The organism is Pseudomonas sp. PvP027, assembly GCF_017833005.1.
Taxonomy (GTDB): Bacteria; Pseudomonadota; Gammaproteobacteria; order Pseudomonadales; family Pseudomonadaceae; genus Aquipseudomonas; species Aquipseudomonas congelans.
Genome location: NZ_JAFIBK010000001.1, coordinates 603,951 through 620,096, shown reverse-complemented (window position 1 = coordinate 620,096; position 16,146 = coordinate 603,951). Strand labels below are relative to the sequence as shown.

18 protein-coding genes are annotated in these 16,146 nt (G+C 59.3%); 10 read left to right on the top strand and 8 right to left on the bottom strand.

Going from position 1 to position 16,146, the window contains the following annotated elements:
- Window positions 1-12: 12 nt before the first annotated feature.
- The 3 genes from JOE33_RS02210 to JOE33_RS02200 are packed head-to-tail and all read right to left on the bottom strand — an operon-like array spanning window position 13 to window position 2,983.
- Entirely contained in the window at window positions 13-1,494 is a 1,482-nt protein-coding gene (locus JOE33_RS02210; RefSeq protein ID WP_122693926.1) for an aldehyde dehydrogenase, read from the bottom strand.
- The gene (locus tag JOE33_RS02205) at window positions 1,491-2,339 is read right to left on the bottom strand and encodes an alpha/beta fold hydrolase (protein WP_054992863.1); all 849 of its coding nucleotides are present in this window, start codon (window positions 2,337-2,339) and stop codon (window positions 1,491-1,493) included. The genes JOE33_RS02210 and JOE33_RS02205 overlap by 4 nt, the downstream gene beginning before the upstream one ends.
- Before the next feature lie 53 nt (window positions 2,340-2,392).
- Window positions 2,393-2,983: an amino acid synthesis family protein gene (locus JOE33_RS02200; protein WP_032613966.1), complete on the bottom strand. Its 591-nt coding sequence runs from the start codon at window positions 2,981-2,983 to the stop codon at window positions 2,393-2,395.
- A gap of 270 nt (window positions 2,984-3,253) precedes the next feature.
- On the opposite strand from JOE33_RS02200, the gene JOE33_RS02195 reads away from it, so the two are divergent.
- The 4 genes from JOE33_RS02195 to JOE33_RS02180 all read left to right on the top strand — a co-directional run bounded on the left by JOE33_RS02195 (window position 3,254) and on the right by JOE33_RS02180 (window position 7,422).
- Window positions 3,254-4,393, top strand: coding sequence for a glutathione-independent formaldehyde dehydrogenase (locus tag JOE33_RS02195; RefSeq protein WP_003405501.1), 1,140 nt, complete (start codon window positions 3,254-3,256; stop codon window positions 4,391-4,393).
- Between the two features lie 114 nt (window positions 4,394-4,507).
- Window positions 4,508-5,368 carry an SDR family oxidoreductase gene (locus tag JOE33_RS02190; protein ID WP_010429971.1) on the top strand — a complete coding sequence of 287 codons (861 nt, stop codon included), beginning with the start codon at window positions 4,508-4,510 and terminating at the stop codon, window positions 5,366-5,368.
- 180 nt (window positions 5,369-5,548) lie between these two features.
- On the top strand, window positions 5,549-5,944 hold the full coding sequence (locus JOE33_RS02185; protein ID WP_010429972.1) for a low affinity iron permease family protein: 396 nt from the start codon (window positions 5,549-5,551) through the stop codon (window positions 5,942-5,944).
- Between the two features lie 47 nt (window positions 5,945-5,991).
- Window positions 5,992-7,422: an NAD-dependent succinate-semialdehyde dehydrogenase gene (locus JOE33_RS02180; protein ID WP_187625882.1), complete on the top strand. Its 1,431-nt coding sequence runs from the start codon at window positions 5,992-5,994 to the stop codon at window positions 7,420-7,422.
- Between the two features lie 70 nt (window positions 7,423-7,492).
- Here JOE33_RS02180 and pbpG read toward each other — a convergent pair whose 3' ends face one another.
- Complete coding sequence (pbpG, locus tag JOE33_RS02175; RefSeq protein ID WP_025990908.1) at window positions 7,493-8,434, bottom strand: D-alanyl-D-alanine endopeptidase; 942 nt, start codon at window positions 8,432-8,434, stop codon at window positions 7,493-7,495.
- A gap of 262 nt (window positions 8,435-8,696) precedes the next feature.
- On the opposite strand from pbpG, the gene JOE33_RS02170 reads away from it, so the two are divergent.
- The gene (locus JOE33_RS02170) at window positions 8,697-9,257 is read left to right on the top strand and encodes a hypothetical protein (RefSeq protein ID WP_010429975.1); all 561 of its coding nucleotides are present in this window, start codon (window positions 8,697-8,699) and stop codon (window positions 9,255-9,257) included.
- A gap of 95 nt (window positions 9,258-9,352) precedes the next feature.
- Here JOE33_RS02170 and JOE33_RS02165 read toward each other — a convergent pair whose 3' ends face one another.
- Together JOE33_RS02165 and JOE33_RS02160 are read right to left on the bottom strand one after the other, a co-directional pair.
- A complete protein-coding gene (locus tag JOE33_RS02165; protein ID WP_016982074.1) occupies window positions 9,353-9,535 on the bottom strand; it encodes a hypothetical protein in 183 nt (60 codons plus the stop codon).
- Between the two features lie 172 nt (window positions 9,536-9,707).
- Entirely contained in the window at window positions 9,708-10,067 is a 360-nt protein-coding gene (locus JOE33_RS02160; protein ID WP_003318019.1) for a hypothetical protein, read from the bottom strand.
- A 210-nt stretch (window positions 10,068-10,277) separates the two neighbouring features.
- Between JOE33_RS02160 and JOE33_RS02155 the strand changes: the two genes are divergently transcribed.
- The gene (locus JOE33_RS02155) at window positions 10,278-11,093 is read left to right on the top strand and encodes a shikimate 5-dehydrogenase (protein WP_096139157.1); all 816 of its coding nucleotides are present in this window, start codon (window positions 10,278-10,280) and stop codon (window positions 11,091-11,093) included.
- Window positions 11,094-11,116: 23 nt separating this feature from the next.
- On the opposite strand, the gene JOE33_RS02150 is transcribed toward JOE33_RS02155, so the two are convergent.
- Window positions 11,117-11,791 (bottom strand): DUF480 domain-containing protein, encoded by a 675-nt coding sequence (locus JOE33_RS02150; RefSeq protein WP_122693930.1) that lies wholly within the window; start codon window positions 11,789-11,791, stop codon window positions 11,117-11,119.
- Window positions 11,792-11,945: 154 nt separating this feature from the next.
- Here JOE33_RS02150 and JOE33_RS02145 point away from each other — a divergent pair, with 154 nt between their 5' ends.
- Window positions 11,946-12,455 carry a DUF1993 domain-containing protein gene (locus tag JOE33_RS02145; protein WP_003369297.1) on the top strand — a complete coding sequence of 170 codons (510 nt, stop codon included), beginning with the start codon at window positions 11,946-11,948 and terminating at the stop codon, window positions 12,453-12,455.
- Between the two features lie 422 nt (window positions 12,456-12,877).
- Window positions 12,878-14,032 (top strand): MFS transporter, encoded by a 1,155-nt coding sequence (locus JOE33_RS02140; RefSeq protein ID WP_187625883.1) that lies wholly within the window; start codon window positions 12,878-12,880, stop codon window positions 14,030-14,032.
- On the opposite strand, the gene nhaR is transcribed toward JOE33_RS02140, so the two are convergent.
- Complete coding sequence (gene nhaR, locus JOE33_RS02135; RefSeq protein ID WP_032613976.1) at window positions 14,029-14,931, bottom strand: transcriptional activator NhaR; 903 nt, start codon at window positions 14,929-14,931, stop codon at window positions 14,029-14,031. The genes JOE33_RS02140 and nhaR overlap by 4 nt on opposite strands.
- Before the next feature lie 131 nt (window positions 14,932-15,062).
- Here nhaR and JOE33_RS02130 point away from each other — a divergent pair, with 131 nt between their 5' ends.
- Together JOE33_RS02130 and JOE33_RS02125 are read left to right on the top strand one after the other, a co-directional pair.
- On the top strand, window positions 15,063-15,305 hold the full coding sequence (locus JOE33_RS02130; RefSeq protein ID WP_010429988.1) for a hypothetical protein: 243 nt from the start codon (window positions 15,063-15,065) through the stop codon (window positions 15,303-15,305).
- Between the two features lie 34 nt (window positions 15,306-15,339).
- Window positions 15,340-16,098, top strand: coding sequence for a TerC family protein (locus JOE33_RS02125; protein ID WP_010429990.1), 759 nt, complete (start codon window positions 15,340-15,342; stop codon window positions 16,096-16,098).
- Window positions 16,099-16,146: the final 48 nt, after the last annotated feature.

The window sequence follows — 16,146 nt, the reverse complement described above, 5'->3', positions numbered from 1 at the left end:
GCAGCGGCCTCTTTAACGCATGACAAATGGATCAGGCATGGGCGCCTGCGAAAGGTTGATCCACACCGTTTTCAGCTCGGTGTAGGCCAGCACGGAGTCTATCCCGCTCTCGCGACCGTAGCCGCTATTTTTGAAACCGCCGATAGGCGCCATGGCCGACACGGCTCGATACGTATTGACCCAGATGATACCTGAGCGAATATCCCGCGCCAGCCGGTGCGCGCGGCCAAGGTCGCGGGTCCAGATTCCGGCGGCGAGACCGAACTGGGAGTCGTTGGCGATGGCCAGCGCTTCGGCTTCGTCCTTGAAACGAATTACCGATGCGACCGGGCCGAACACTTCTTCCTGCATGATCTTCATCGAATTGTGGTCGCACTCGAACAACGTAGGTTCATAGAACCAGCCTTTGCTGTCCAGTACCGGACGCTTGCCGCCCAGACGCAGGCGTGCACCTTCGGCCAGCGCGTCGGCCACCAGGCCTTCTACCACGGCCAGTTGCTGGGCGGTGGCCATCGGGCCCATTTCGGTGTCTTCATCCTGCGGATTGCCGATGCGGATCCGGCTGGCGCGCTCGGCCAGGCGTTCGACGAACTGGTCATAGATTTCGTCCTGCACCAGCAGTCGCGAGCCGGAAACACAGCTTTGCCCGGACGCCGCATAGATGCCGGCGACGGCGCCATTGATGGCGCTGTCCAGGTCGGCGTCGGCGAAGATGATATTCGGTGATTTGCCGCCCAGTTCCAGCGACAGTTTGGCAAAGTTCTCCGCACTGCTGCGCACCACATGACGCGCAGTGGCCACGCCACCGGTGAAGGCTATCTTGCGCACCAGCGGATGGCGGGTGAGGGCTGCGCCAGTGGTGGGGCCGTAGCCGGTGATGACGTTGACCACGCCGGGCGGAATGCCGGCTTCAAGTGCCAGACGCGCCAGTTCGAGCACCGTGGCCGAGGCGTGTTCCGAGGGTTTGAGGACGATGGTGTTACCAGCCGCCAGTGCCGGGGCCAGCTTGATGGCGGTCAGGTACAACGGGCTGTTCCAGGGAATGATCCCGGCCACCACGCCCATCGGTTCGTGCACGGTGTAGGCGAACAGGTCCGGCTTGTCGAGGGGCAGGGTGCCGCCTTCGAGTTTGTCAGCGAGCCCTGCGGTGTAATGAAAGAACTCCGGCAGATAGCCGACCTGGCCGCGAGTCTCGCGGATCAGTTTGCCGTTGTCGCGGCTTTCCAGCTGCGCCAGTTGCTCTTTGTTTTCTGCAATCAGGTCGCCCAGCTTGCGCAGCAGCTTGCCGCGTGCCGTGGCAGTAAGGCCACGCCAGGCCTGACCCTCGAACGCTTTCTGGGCGGCCTGAACCGCCCGTTCGACATCGGCTTCGTCTGCATCCGGCAGTTGCGCCCAGGGTTCGGCCAGCGCCGGGTCGAGGCTGTCGAAAGTCTTGCCGGACAGCGCATCGACCCACTGGCCGTCGATGCACATCTGAAAGCGGGTAAGGCTCATGCAACAATCCCCTTGATCGAATGGTGACCGGACGCCGGTTTGTCGAGGCCGATCTTTTCGAAGAAACCGAGCAACATCTGGTTGACCAGACGTGGCGATTCAACCGGCATCATATGGCGTTGATCGAGCAATATCGCGACATCGGCACCGGGGATGCGCGCAGCCAGTTCCCTGGCCATTCCGGGCGTCGATCCTGGATCGAGTTCGCCCGTGGCGATCAACGTCGGTGCGCGAATATCGCCCAGATCGTCGGCGCGGTACATATCCTGAGTGGCGAACAGCTTGTACGTGGTCAGGTAACCCTGCGGATCATTGCTGGCCAGGTTGTGTCGAATGGCCGCAATCTGCGCCGGATTGGCTGCCTGATACTCACGGCTGAACCAGCGTGACAGCGCTTCGCCAGCGTTGGCGTCCGGGCCATGCTCGGCAGCCTGACTGGTACGCGCAATCACGCTTGCACGCTGTTCCGCGCTGCGATTGAAGACACTGTTAAGCACTACCAGCCCCGATAGCTGCTGGGGGAACTCCAGCGCGAATGCACGCGCCACCAGGCCGCCCATCGAGAAACCGACGACCGCCGCCTGTGGCAGTTGCAGATGCGTCAGTAACTCGTGCAACTGTTCGGCATAGCCCGGCAGTCCCGTGTCCGGGTCGGGGCGGGGGCTGGCACCGTGGCCGAGCATGTCGTAGGCGATGACCTGGTAATGCGCAGCCAGCCCGACGATCTGGCCGCCCCACATTTCCTTGTTCAGGCCCACCCCGTGAATCAACACCACGGGGTGACCTTGGCCGGTAGCCAGATAGCTGGTACCCGCCGGGGTGTGTTCAGCGGTGAGCTGAATCATGGATCGCTCCTGCGCAGATGACAAAGGTGGTCGGGCAACGGGCCCTTCACAAGTTACTGAGCCTGTTCGGCAGCCAGCTCTTCCAGGTCGATGTAACGATTGCCGATTCGCGGGTGCAGGCGTCCACCATTGGCGGCACCAAGGACTACGATGATTTCGTCGGCACGGGGCGAATCTTCGATGTGCATTTCCAAGGTGATGTAGTGCGAGCGCAACCCTTCATCGTCCTTGTGCATCATCGGAATCTGGATCGACGTACCCGGGCCGCCGCGTTTGTTGGTGAAGCTCAGGTAGCTCTTGGCCTTGACTGCCTCACGGTAGTGGTTGCCAAAGCGCAGGGTATGGATGACTGCCGAAGCGTGTTCGATTTCGCCTTCCGCCCCGACCACGGCAGCCTTGCCGTAGGCCTCGATTTTATCCGCGCCGCCAATCGCGTCGGTAAGGCGTTTGACCATCAGCTCGCCCAGTGCGGAGCAGCTGGCACGAATCTCCGGTTTCAGATCCTCGACGAAACCACGGCCCAGCCAGGGGTTCTTGATCACTGCGGCCAGCCCGATCATGGTGACCGGCTTGTCGGTAGCCTTGCCGCCCTCGATAAAGGTTTCTTCGGTGTACGTGACGATCTTGCGAATTTCAAAGCTCATGAACGACTCCCGGAGCAAGTGCTTTTGTATTTCGTCTGATGGTATACCATAAGATCATGCATGCAAATCCTTTATTTGCGGCGAATATCGCGCCCTGGGTTCACCTTATTTCCCTGGATCGATGCGCACGCACAGCTCTGGCTCGCGCTCATTGATGACCATTCGTCAGGTGCGAAGGCAATCGCTTTGAACAGGCGTCCTCTGGTTGTGACAGATATTCGGTGAGCCCTGAAAGGCCCTATCGAATTTTTTACTGAGGAGACTCCGAACATGAAAGCCATCGTCTATAGCGGTCCGCGTGACGTCAGTGTCAAAAACGTACCGGATGCGAAGATTCAGAAGCCGACAGATGCGCTTGTCCGAGTGACCTCCACCAATATCTGTGGCTCGGACCTGCACATGTACGAAGGCCGCACGTCCTTCGAGACCGGGCGCATTTTCGGTCATGAGAATCTCGGCCAGGTGATTGAAGTCGGTGCCGGCGTCGACCGCATCAAAGTGGGTGACTGGGTGTGCCTGCCGTTCAACATTGGCTGCGGTTTCTGCGAAAACTGTGAGAAGGGCCTGACCGGTTATTGCCTGACCGCCAACCCTGGCAGCGCGGGCGCGGCCTACGGTTTTGCCGACATGGGCGATCATGAAGGCGGCCAGGCTGAACTGTTGCGCGTGCCGTATGCCGACTTCAACTGCCTGTTGTTGCCTGAAGATGCCGCCGAGCGTGAAGAAGATTACGTCATGCTCTCGGACATCTTTCCTACCGGTTGGCATGCCACCGAGCTGGCCGGTCTGCTTCCTGGCGAAAGCGTTGCCATCTATGGCGCCGGCCCGGTCGGCCTGATGGCTGCCCACTCGGCGATGATCAAGGGCGCCTCGCAAGTGTTCGTGGTCGACAATCATCCTGATCGTCTGGCACTCGCTGCGAAGATGGGCGCGACGCCGATCAACTCGCTCGAGCAGGGCGCAGTGGATCAGATCCTCAACCTGACCGATGGCAAAGGCACCGACCGAGGCTGCGAGTGCGTCGGTTATCAGTGCTGCGACCGTCATGGTCACGAGGCCAACCACGTCACCATGAACAACCTGGTTGCTTCGACCAAGGCGACTGGCGGCATCGGTGTCGTGGGCGTTTTCGTGCCACAGGATCCGGGTGCCAAAAGCGACCTCGCGAAGGAAGGCAAGATGGCCTTCGACTTCGGTTCGTTCTGGTTCAAGGGCCAGCAGATCCGCACTGGCCAGGCCAACGTCAAGGCTTACAACCGTCGCCTCGCCGAACTGATCCACCACGGGCGCGCCAAGCCGTCGCAGATCATTTCCCATCGTCTGAAGCTTGAAGAAGGCCCTGACGCCTACAAGCATTTCGACGCGCGTGATGAAGGCTGGACCAAGGTCGTGCTCAAGCCAGGTGCGTGATCAGCGCAATTGACCAGGCCCCTTGCCTGACAGCCCTTGTCGTATTTGCCACAGGCGATCGATAAGGGCGTAAGCGCTTCAGGCAGAACATTTTATTCAGCGAGATTTATTCAAATGAACGAAGAATACCCAAAGCCGCCATTTGCCAGTCAGCCGCAGGACGTTCCAGGCATGCAGGGCAAGATGGATCCCTATCCCGATTGCGGTGAAAAAAGCTACAAGGGCTCCGGACGTCTGCAGGGCAAGATTGCTCTGATCACCGGCGCTGACAGCGGCATCGGCCGCGCCGTCGCGATCGCCTTCGCACGTGAAGGCGCGCAGGTCGCGATCTCATACTTGAACGAGCATGAGGACGCGCAAGAAACCAAGCGCTGGGTCGAGGAGGCGGGTCGCAAATGCCTGCTGTTGCCGGGCGACCTGGCGCAGAAGCAGCAATGCGAAGACATCGTGAGCAAGACCGTTGCAGAATTTGGTCGCATCGATGTGCTGGTCAACAACGCTGCATTCCAGATGACCCATGAAACGCTGGACGACATCTCCGACGAAGAGTGGGTCAAGACTTTCGATATCAACATCACGGCGATGTTTCGTATCTGCAAGGCTGCGGTTCCACATATGCCGCGGGGCGGCTCGATCATCAATACCAGTTCGGTCAATTCGGACATGCCCAAGCCGACGCTGCTGGCGTATGCGACCACCAAGGGTGCGATTGCCAACTTCACCGGCGGTCTGGCGCAGTTGTTGGGCGACAAGGGCATCCGCGTCAACAGCGTTGCTCCCGGTCCGATCTGGACGCCGCTGATCCCGGCGACCATGACCGACGAAGACGTGAAAAGCTTCGGCAGCGAGACACCGCTGGGGCGCCCAGGGCAGCCTGTGGAAGTTTCGCCGATCTATGTGCTGCTGGCCTCGGACGAAGCCAGTTACATCTCCGGCTCGCGCTATGCCGTGACCGGCGGCAAGCCGATTCTGTAAACGCAGTCTTGTGCAGCCGAAACGGCGCCCTCACAGGCGCCGTTTGTGTTTTGCACGCTCTTTCCGGTGCACCGCTATGGCCTTGAAACTGTCGTCGGGCTGGACAGACCAAACTGTTGCAAGAAATTTCAAGGCGCTGCCGGTGTCCATGTAACACACCCCGTGTTCAGGCAGTCATTAATGAAGTTCTCCAGGTTTTCACAGTCTCTTTCAAAATGGGCAGGCAGCCCGTCCACCTTTGCATCAGCCGTCGTACTGATCTGCCTCTGGGCTTTCACAGGCCCATGGTTTCACTATAACGATACCTGGCAGTTGATCATCAATACCTCGACGACCATCATTACCTTCCTGATGGTCTTTCTGATCCAGAATACGCAGAACCGCGACAACGATGTTTTGCACCTGAAAATCGACGAGCTATTGCGCGTCACCAAGGATGCGCAGAACTCGTTGCTGAACCTCGACGACTTCACTCAAAAAGACCTCAGGGCCTTGCGCAAGAAGTACGAGGCCATGGGCGGCAATCACGATCTCGACGCACCTTTGCCGATGGCTGGCGCTGATCAGCGAGTCTGATGCATCGGCCACAGCGTTCCTTTCAGCGACTTATGGAGAAAACTTTCATGTATCCAGACGTACAGCTTTATATCGATGGCCAGTGGCGCTCGAGCCGCGACAATCGCACCCTGTCGGTCATCAACCCGGCGACGGGCGAGGCGCTGGGCACTGTGGCGCATGCCGGTATTGCCGACCTTGACGAAGCGCTGGCGGCGGCCGAGCGTGGCTTTGCCACCTGGCGCGCGACCTCGGCTTATGATCGCTACAAGCTGATGCAGAAAGCGGCGAACCTGATTCGTGAGCGCGCGGACAGCATCGCTCGAATCATGACGCAGGAGCAGGGCAAGCCACTCGCCGAAGCGCGCATGGAAACCCTGTCGGCGGCTGACATCATCGACTGGCTGGCTGAGGAAGGGCGTCGCAGCTATGGCCGTATCGTGCCATCGCGTGGCGTGTCCATCGAGCAGAAAGTCATCAAGGAGCCGGTCGGCCCGGTCGCCGCATTCACACCGTGGAATTTCCCGATCAACCAGGTGGTGCGCAAGTTGTCCTCGGCGCTGGCTGCGGGCTGCTCGATCATCGTCAAGGCCCCGGAAGAAACGCCAGCGTCGCCTGCCGAATTGATTCGCGCCTTCGCCGATGCCGGTGTTCCAGCCGGCGTCATTGGCCTGGTTTACGGTGATCCGGCAGAAATCTCCGGTTACCTGATTCCGCATCCGGTCATTCGCAAGGTCACGTTCACCGGCTCCACCCCGGTCGGCAAACAACTGGCCGCACTGGCTGGCAAGCACATGAAGCGGGCGACCATGGAATTGGGTGGTCATGCACCGGCGCTGGTGTTCGACGATGCGGATATCGACCTCGCCGCTCGCGTACTGGCCACCGCCAAGTTCCGTAACGCCGGGCAGGTCTGCGTGTCGCCCACGCGGATTCTGGTGCAGCGCAAAGTACTGGATGCGTTCACCGAGAAATTCGTCGGTCTGACCCGCGAGATCAAGGTCGGCAATGGTCTGGAGGCGGGCACCACCATGGGCCCGGTGGCCAATGATCGACGTATTCCTGCGCTGGTCGATCTGATCGATGACGCAGTGCGTGGCGGCGCGACACTGGCTGCCGGCGGCAAGTCTGTCGAAGGGCCGGGCTATTTCTTCGAACCGACCGTGTTGAGCGGTCTGAAACCGCAAATGCGCATCATGAATGAGGAGCCTTTCGGCCCTGTCGCGCTGCTGGTTCCGTTCGACACGGTAGAGGAGGCGATTGCCGAATCCAACCGAGTGCCGTTCGGGCTGGCATCCTACGCATTCACCACGTCGATGAAGACCACTCAGGCACTGAGCACCTATATCGAAGCGGGCATGCTGTCGATCAACCATCAGGGCATCGGCTTGCCGGAAGTGCCGTTCGGCGGTATCAAGGATTCCGGTTACGGCTCCGAAGGCGGCACCGAGGCCATTGAGGCCTACCTGAATACCAAGCTGGTCACTCAATACAACTGAGTGTCGCGCGGGTAAATAAAAACGGTCGCGATGTGCAAGCATCGCGACCGTTTCTCGTTGCCTGCGTCAATCAGTCTTTGGCTTGAATACCGGTCTGTCTCATGACCAGATTCTTTTCCTTCTTGTACTGCAGAGCCACTTCCGGGGCCGGGCCACTCTGGCCGGTTTCCATCCACTTGCGTATGCGGCTGGCATCGGCGAAGTGCGTGTATTTGCCGAAAGCATCGAGAATCACCACTGAAACCGGGCGGTTGGCCATACTGGTCAGCAGCACCAGGCAGTGACCGGCCTGATTGGTAAAGCCGGTCTTGGTCAGCTTGATGTCCCAATTGTCCTTGCGCACCAGATGATCGGTGTTGCTGAAACCGAGGGTGTAGGTCGGTTTGCGGAAGGTCACGGTCTTCTGCTCGGTGGTGCTCAGTTCACTGAGCAGCGGGTATTTGCGCGCTGCCATCACCAGCTTGGTGAGGTCACGCGCAGTCGATACGTTGTACACCGACAGACCGGTAGGTTCGACGTAAGCCGTGTGCTTCATGCCCAGCGCCTTGGCCTTGGCGTTCATCGCCAGAATGAACGCCGGATAGCCGCCCGGATAGCTGTGCGCCAGACTGGCTGCCGCGCGGTTTTCCGACGACATCAGGGTGATCAGCAACATGTCGCGGCGGTTCATTTCACTGCCGAGTTTGACTCGGGAGAACACGCCTTTCATTTCCGGTGTCTGGGAAATGTTCACCGGAATGACTTCGTCCATCGGCTGCTTGGCATCCAGCACGACCATCGCGGTCATCAGCTTGGTGACCGAGGCAATCGGCACAATCACATCCGGGTTGCTGGAGTACAGCACCTTGTCGGTCTGCAGGTCGATGACCATTGCGCTGCCTGAGGCGAGGTGCAGGTTGGAAGGATCACGGTTCAGAACCGAAGGTTCGTTTGCCAGCGTAGGGGTAGAAAGCACCGGGCCGGTAAGTACAAATAATAGGCCCAAAAGAGACAGACGGATTTTCAAGAGCAAGGCTCACTCGATAAAAGGTGGTAAATGGAAGGGATCGCGTCAAAACGCTGCATTTTATGAGCAGACTTTGCTGTATGTCGATGGGCTGGGCTGGGCGTTTGAGCAATAAATGACGCAATCGATGGTTCATTAAGTTGCTGTTAAGTCGCTTTCTGCTCTTGAACCTGCCAAAAACCGCATCCCAATTGAATATTCGTGGTGCGCAAGGCCCGCACCGATTAGCATTCCATGCCATTCAGGTCACTGATTCAGGAGTCATGCAATGCTCAAGGGGTTTGTCAGCAAGGATTACGCAGTACTGGTGATCATCGCGTCATTGATTGTCATTCTGCTGCTGGGTGTCGGCTTTACCTCACGTCCGAGTGACTGGGCAGGCTGGATGCAGGCGATTGGTCTGATTGTCGGACTGATGGCCGCCGTGGCAGTACCGGCCATCCAGCGCAAGCAGGAAGCGGAACTGGCGCACAAGCAGATACGTGACCGGGAAGTGGGCTACGCGCGGCGCATGCAGTACCTGTGCGGCGAGCTGAGCGAACTGCAGGGCCGCATCAGCCTCAACCTGACCCATCTGCGGGCCAGTGACCGGCATAGTCTGAAATACACCTTGCAGGATTACCTGCATCGCCTGTTCGAGTCGCATAAACAGGACCTGAACGATGACCGCGTGGTACTGGCTTACGAGTTGCGTCAGGTCGCCAATGACCTGATCGATGAACTCGACAGTGGCCGTACCGATCGAGTGGTATTCATGGCGCTGGAGAAGCGCCTGCAGAAACTGACCCATCGCTGTCAGGTCAACGCAGCCATGGCCGAGCGCGGCTGAGTCTCGTCACCGGCTTCTTCCGCGCCAAAAAAAGCCCGCCTACAATGAGGCGGGCAAGGGATGTGCGGAGCAACGCACGAGGTTTGCAGAAGAAGTCAGCTGTTGAGGGGCTGGCACTGCATTTGCCGCGACAGGGCCTCTGCAACAGGCAATGACGCGAGCGGGCCGCTGACGGGTTCGCCATCCTGAATCAGGTACCAGCAGGCCAACAGGCCGCGCTCTCTGAGCGGGGCTGGAACAGCGCTGCCGACGACGGACATGATGTGTACCTTGGTCATAAGTGCCTCCTCAATCCATGGCGCTACTGTAGAGGGCAGGCGGGCAAGGCAGAAATCGACGCTCTCAATAGTGGTCATTGATAACAACGAGGGTTTGGCGCATTGCATTGGCAGCCCATAGTGTGAGCACACCAACGAAAAACCCGCCTGAAAAGGCGGGTTTTTTGTTCTGTTACCAGCGGCCGCGTGGCGGACCGTAGTAATAGCCAGGGCCTGGTGGTGGCCCGTAATAATGATGGTAGTAGCCAGGCGGTGGAGGCGGTGGATAGCGCTCGACGACCTGATAGACCGGGGCCGGCTGGTAATAGACCGGTGGCGGCGCGTAGTAGACCGGGCGCTGCTGCACATACACCGGCTCGCGCTCGACGTACACCGTTCTGTCGCGACCTGAAGATACCGCCGCCCCGACAACGGCAGCGCCAACGATAGCACCTACCACGGCAGGGCCACCCCAGCCACGGTCAGCATTCGCCTGGCCAGCAAGGGCCAGGGCACCTACAAACAAGGCGATCTTGGGGATTTGACGAATCATGACTGTTCCTCGCTCTCAACCCGTTGTCGCGCGCCTGCATCATTCTCAAGCACTGCCACGGGATAACACTATGACATCGAAATTGTAAGAATCTGCGAAAGTGCTGAGTAAATTTTATGTAAGGTGTGCGGCGTATGTCCTCGCGTTCACTGGTGCGTAGCATACGCTTTTGTCGAAGATTCAAGCCATTACCGTCTGGAGGAAACACCGATGCCCGTCACTGCTAACAGGGAGACATTATTGTGCATGTCCATGGCCGCCCGTCCCGGCAACTTTGGTGTGCGCTTCCATAATCATCTTTACCAGCAGTTGGGCTTGAACTTCTATTACAAGACTTTTGCGCCCAATGACCTTGCCGGCGCAGTGGCTGGCATACGCTCGCTGGGGATTCGTGGTAGCGCGGTTTCGATGCCTTTCAAGGAGGCCTGCATCGAACTGGTCGACGAGCTGGACGCCTCGGCTGCCGCTATCCAGTCGATCAATACCATCGTCAATACCGACGGGCATCTGAAGGCGTTCAACACCGATTACATCGCCGTCGCTCAACTGATGGAGAGCCACGCGGTACCGCGCAGCGCATTTGCACTGCGTGGAAGCGGGGGGATGGCCAAGGCGGTTGCGTTCGCGCTGCGTGATGCGGGTTTCACCGAGGGTCTGATCGTGGCCCGCAACGAGCAGGCCGGTCGGCGTCTGGCAGAGGCGTGCGGCTTTCGCTGGCAGGCGGAACTGGGCGAAGCGCGGCCACCCTTGCTGGTCAACGTCACGCCGTTGGGCATGCAGGGTGCACAAGCTGACGAGCTGTCGTTTGATCTGCAAGCCATCGACGCCGCTGAAACAATTTTCGACGTGGTGGCTACCCCCGCCGACACGCCGCTGATCCAGGCTGCACGTCGCCTGGGCAAGCGCGTGGTGAGTGGTGATGAAGTGGCGGCGATCCAGGCACTGGAGCAGTTTGTGCTCTATACCGGGGTGCGCCCGACCGACGAGCAGTATCAGCAGGCGGCAGCCTTTGCCAGAGCCGGCTAGCCCGGCTGGTCGGGCGGGGCACGTTAGTCCTCGGTGTGCTCCAGCCTGGCCAGGCGTTCTTCAAGGGCCGCGACACGTGCCTCCAGCTCATCGATACGCTGGCTGGCCGCCGGGCTTGCCGAATGTCGCTCCGGTGCCTGCTGGCGAGCGGCAAGCAACTCCTGCAGGGATTCCGGGTCGCCCAGCAGGTGCATGTAACGGTCTTCGCGCTGACCCGGCTGGCGCGGCACGAGCATCGCCAGGCCTCTGGCGATCAGACGTTCCAGCTGGTGGACGACCTGCTCGCTGTCCTCGAAATCGTGCATGCGGTTACTGCGGGTCAGCAGCTCGTTGACGGTCTGCGGCCCGCGCAGCAGCAACAGGCCAGTGAGTATCACCTGCGCCGGGACCAGCTCGAGTCCCTTGTCGACCCTGTGCTCCCAGCGATCGGCGCGACTGCCCATGACCAGCCGTGTCAGACCGCGGCCTTCCAGGGCTCGCAGGCTCTGACCGACCTGGCCTTGGGTGAGGTTCATGACCGGGTCGCGACTGGTCTTCTGGTTGCAGGCGGTCACCAGTGCGTTGAGGGTCAGCGGGTAGGTTTCCGGGTTGGTTGCCTGTTTCTCGATCAGGCAGCCCAGAATGCGCACTTCGGTGCCGTTGAGTTGTAACGCCTCGGCATTCGGGGAGGATTCGGTGGAGGACGATTCGATGGACATGACGCTTCCCTGAGTGATGGCGGTGGATCAGCGTAGGGCGTGGCGGAAATTATTGCCAGTGTCTGCTGCACTCATCTGCAGAGGCGCTGAAAAGTGTCACGGCGTTTGGCGTCATGTGGGTCTATAATTGCGCCTTTCTCAATCAGGATATGTCATGTCTATTTCCCTGTACGCCGCTTCCATTCCTGTCTTTCAGCAGATGCTCAACGCGCTGAGCGACGTTCTGACCAAAGCCGAAGCCTACGCGACCGAGAAGAAAATTCAGCCGCCAGCCTTGCTGCAGGCGCGTCTGTTCCCGGACATGTTGCCGTTTACCCGTCAGGTGCAGATCGCTGTCGATTTTGCCAAGGGTGCCTCGGCGCGACTGGCAGGCGTCGAGATCCCGCAATACGATGACACTGAAACCACCTTTGCCGAGTTGCAGGCACTGCTTGCCAAGACACTCGCGTTCATCGGCAGCATCACCCCTGATCAGGTCGACGGCAAGGAAGGCATCGAAATCGTTCTGCGTCCCGGCACTGAAAAAGAGAAACGCCTGAACGGTCAGGCCTATCTGCTCAGCTACGCCTTGCCGCAGTTCTTCTTCCACGTCACGACGGCCTACGATCTGCTGCGCCATAACGGCGTTGAAATCGGCAAGCGTGATTTCATGGGCAAGTTCTAAAGCGCCCGGAATATAGGGCTTACAGGCTTCTGCCCGAAGGGCGTGGGAGTGACCGGGGCGGCGATCCGTATTGCTCACGAAGTCGATGCATCGAGCGCCTTCTTTCCTGGGGGCTGTACCGGCCTCTTCGCGAGCAAGCTCGCTCCTACGGCCTTCGGCCAGGATCAAAAGCGGACTGGTGTATACCGACGCGTGCTAAGCGTGTGCGTGCAGTTCGTTACGCTTTCACGGAGCTTTGGCGCGAGCTTCGGGTCGTACAGGGTGTTACTGCCTTGCCGAACTGAGAGGTTTCGACGCAGAGCCTCACGAACTGCATGCCAATGCGCAGCATTGGCGTGACAGTCATCTTTATGCCGCTTTAATTTTCCTACCGCAGGCCGCGCTGTTGCAGCGGGCTGTATTGCTGTTGTTCTGGAGTATTCATGTTGTTGCCCATCCTTCTGCTGTCAGCCGCCGGGTTTACCGTGCTGACCACAGAGTTCGTTATCGTCGGTCTTTTGCCTGCCGTTGCCCGCGACCTGAATGTCACGGTCTCCCAGGCAGGGCTGCTGGTGACGCTGTTTGCGTTCACCGTCGCCGCCTTTGGTCCTTTTCTGACCGCCTATTTTTCGCGCTTCGAGCGCAAGCGCCTGTTTGTCAGCATCCTGGTGCTGTTCGGTTTTTCGAATGTTTTGGCAGCGCTGGCGCCCAATATCGCCGTGATGGGTATCGCCCGGCTGATTCCCGCGTTGGGGTTGCCGGTGTTCTGGGCGCTGGCCAGCGAGACCGCCGTGGACATTGTCGGTCCGCAGTTTGCGGGCCGGGCGATTGCCAGGATCGGATTCGGGATCGTTTGCGCTACGGTGTTCGGCATTCCCATCGGTACCCTGATCTCCGACGCATTCGGCTGGCGCACGGCCTTTCTGGTGCTGGCCGTTCTGGCGTTCGCCAAGGCGCTGTTGCTGACGGTCTATCTGCCGAAGACGGCTGCCAAGAAGAACCCGGTATCGATTCTCAAACAGTTCGGCATCTTGCGCTGCCGGATGATGCAGGGGCACGTGCTGCTCTCGGTGCTGGTGTTCAGCGGCATGTTCACGGCATATACCTACCTGGCGGACATGCTCGAACGTCTTGCCGGTTTCGACGGCACACTGGTGGGCTGGTGCCTGATGGGCTTTGGCGCTGTCGGCTTGCTGGGCAACTCCCTGGGTGGGCGCATGGTCGATCGCCATCCGTTGATTGCCAGCCTGGTGTTCTGCGCATTCATGGTGGTCGGCATGGTCGCGGTGGTGCCGAGCATCAACTCGGTGGTGGCCTTGCCTCTCGCGCTGGCGGTCTGGGGGATCACCCAGGCGGCCTTGTTCCTCGTCAGTCATGTACGGTTGATCAAGGCCGCGCCGCAAGCGCCAGCGTTCGCGGCGTCACTGAACATCGCCGGTGCCAACCTCGGCATCGGCATCGGCGCGGTGATCGGCGGCAGGGTCATCGATAACCTGGGGCTGGGCAACGTCGGTTTTGCCGCCGCAGGCATCATCGTGCTTGCGATTGTGCTGGCACTGCTGTTGATCAAGCGTGATCCGGGTCCGCTCCCGGCTTAGCCTGCATCGGTAAATAGTTGATTCCGGGCACTTTCGGCAATGGCGACAACGCCGGGGTGCCTGACCTTGCGCTCGACGGTAATGGCGTAGAACGATTCGGTCACCGCATCCGTATGACCAATCACTTGTACGCCATACTGGTCCTCCACTTCGTCGGCGATCACGCTGGGTGCCACGAACACGCCGCTGCCGGATTTGCCAAACGCCTTCATCAGCGCGCTGTCATCGAATTCGCCAATGATGCGCGGCTGAATGCTCTGTTCGGCAAACCAGCGCATCAGTCTGCCGCGAACCACGGTTTCCTGACCCGGAATCAGCAGGGGGGCGCCGTGCATGCACTGTGGAAAATCCGTGCCGATACGCTCCGCCATTTCACGCGTGGCGAAAAAACTGACCCCGCATTCTCCCAGCTTCTGGCTATAGCCTTTGATGTCCAGGTGTGGCGGCATGGGGCTGTCGGAAATCACCAGATCCAGACGCTGGATTGCCAGGTCTGCCAGAAGTCGTTCCAGTTTGTCCTCGCGACAGGTGATGCGAATGGACTCATCCAGCGTCATGGTCGGAGCGATCAGGCGGTAGACGATGGATTTGGGCACCACGTCGGCCACGCCGATGCGCAACAGCAATTGCTGTTCATCCGGCTGTGAGCGCAGCAGGTTTTCCAGGTCATTGCCGAGCTGGAACATTTGTTCGGCGTAGGGCAGGGCGAGGCGACCTGCTTCAGTCATTTCCAATTGCCGACCGACGCGCTGGAACAGATCGACCCCCAGTGACGCCTCCAGCAGGCTGATCTGCCCGCTGACGGTCTGCGCGGTCAGATTCAGCTGTTCGCAGGCGCGCACGATGCTGCCGGTCTTGGCCACGACCCAGAAGTAGTGAAGCTGGCGGTAATTGAGCATATTTTCTGCCGATTCGGTAAAACCGAAGTATATGCCTTATAAAATCGAATTTTCCTTATGTTTCAAGATGTCTAGAATCCGCTCCAACGCCGGGCTGAACATGCCGCCCGGTTTCACTGATTGAGGAGCCCATGAACAAAGTCCTTTACGCTGTATTACTGAGCGGTTCGCTGCTGGTGGTGACGGGATGCGATCAGCTAGAGTCTTCCACCAAGCATGTGGTGAACGCCGCCGCTGACAGTGCAAAACAGGTGGTCGATGACACTCATAAAGCCGCGACCCAGGCACTGGACGAGGCCAGGCAGGAACTTTCGTTGCAGGAACCACCACCAAACTCGGCTGAAACCGAAAACACGTCTGATAAAGAAATCTGACTTACAACTATTGGCGCAGGCAGGGCAGTGATCTATGGAATACCTATTGGAACTCGCGACAAGTCCGGCAGCCTGGATCGCGCTGGCGACACTGGTGGTGATGGAAGTCGTACTGGGCATCGATAACCTGATTTTCATCTCGATTCTCACCAACAAGCTGCCTGAGCATCAGCGCGAGAAGGCTCGCAAGCTGGGTATCGGCATGGCGCTGGTGATGCGCCTGGGCCTGCTTAGTACCGTTGCGTACATCGTGCAACTGACAGAGCCGGTTTTCGAGGTGTTCGGTCAGGCGTTCTCATGGAAGGACATGATCCTGATTGCCGGTGGCCTGTTCCTGGTCTGGAAGGCAACCACGGAAATTCACCACAGCATGGACATCAAGACCGAGGAAGAGAAAGCCCTGGGTTCGGTGGTGATGTTGAGCATGAGTGCGGCGATCGTACAGATCCTGATGCTGGACCTGGTGTTCTCCATCGACAGTATCATTACTGCCGTGGGTATGACCGAACACCTGCCGATCATGGTCATCGCGGTAATCTCTGCTGTCGTGGTGATGCTTGTCGCAGCCAACCCGTTGGCGAAGTTCATCAACGACAACCCGACGGTGGTCATGCTGGCACTGGGCTTCCTGATCATGATCGGTATGACGCTGATCGCCGAAGGTTTCGGCGCCCATGTGCCCAAGGGTTACATCTACGCGGCGATGGCCTTCTCGGCAGCCGTTGAAGCCTTGAACATGCTGGTACGCAGGGCAAGACGCAAGAAAGCCGTTACCCAGGTGTCCACGCACTGATAACTGGCGAAGTTGTAAAAAAGGTCGACCCTGGCAACAGGGTCGACC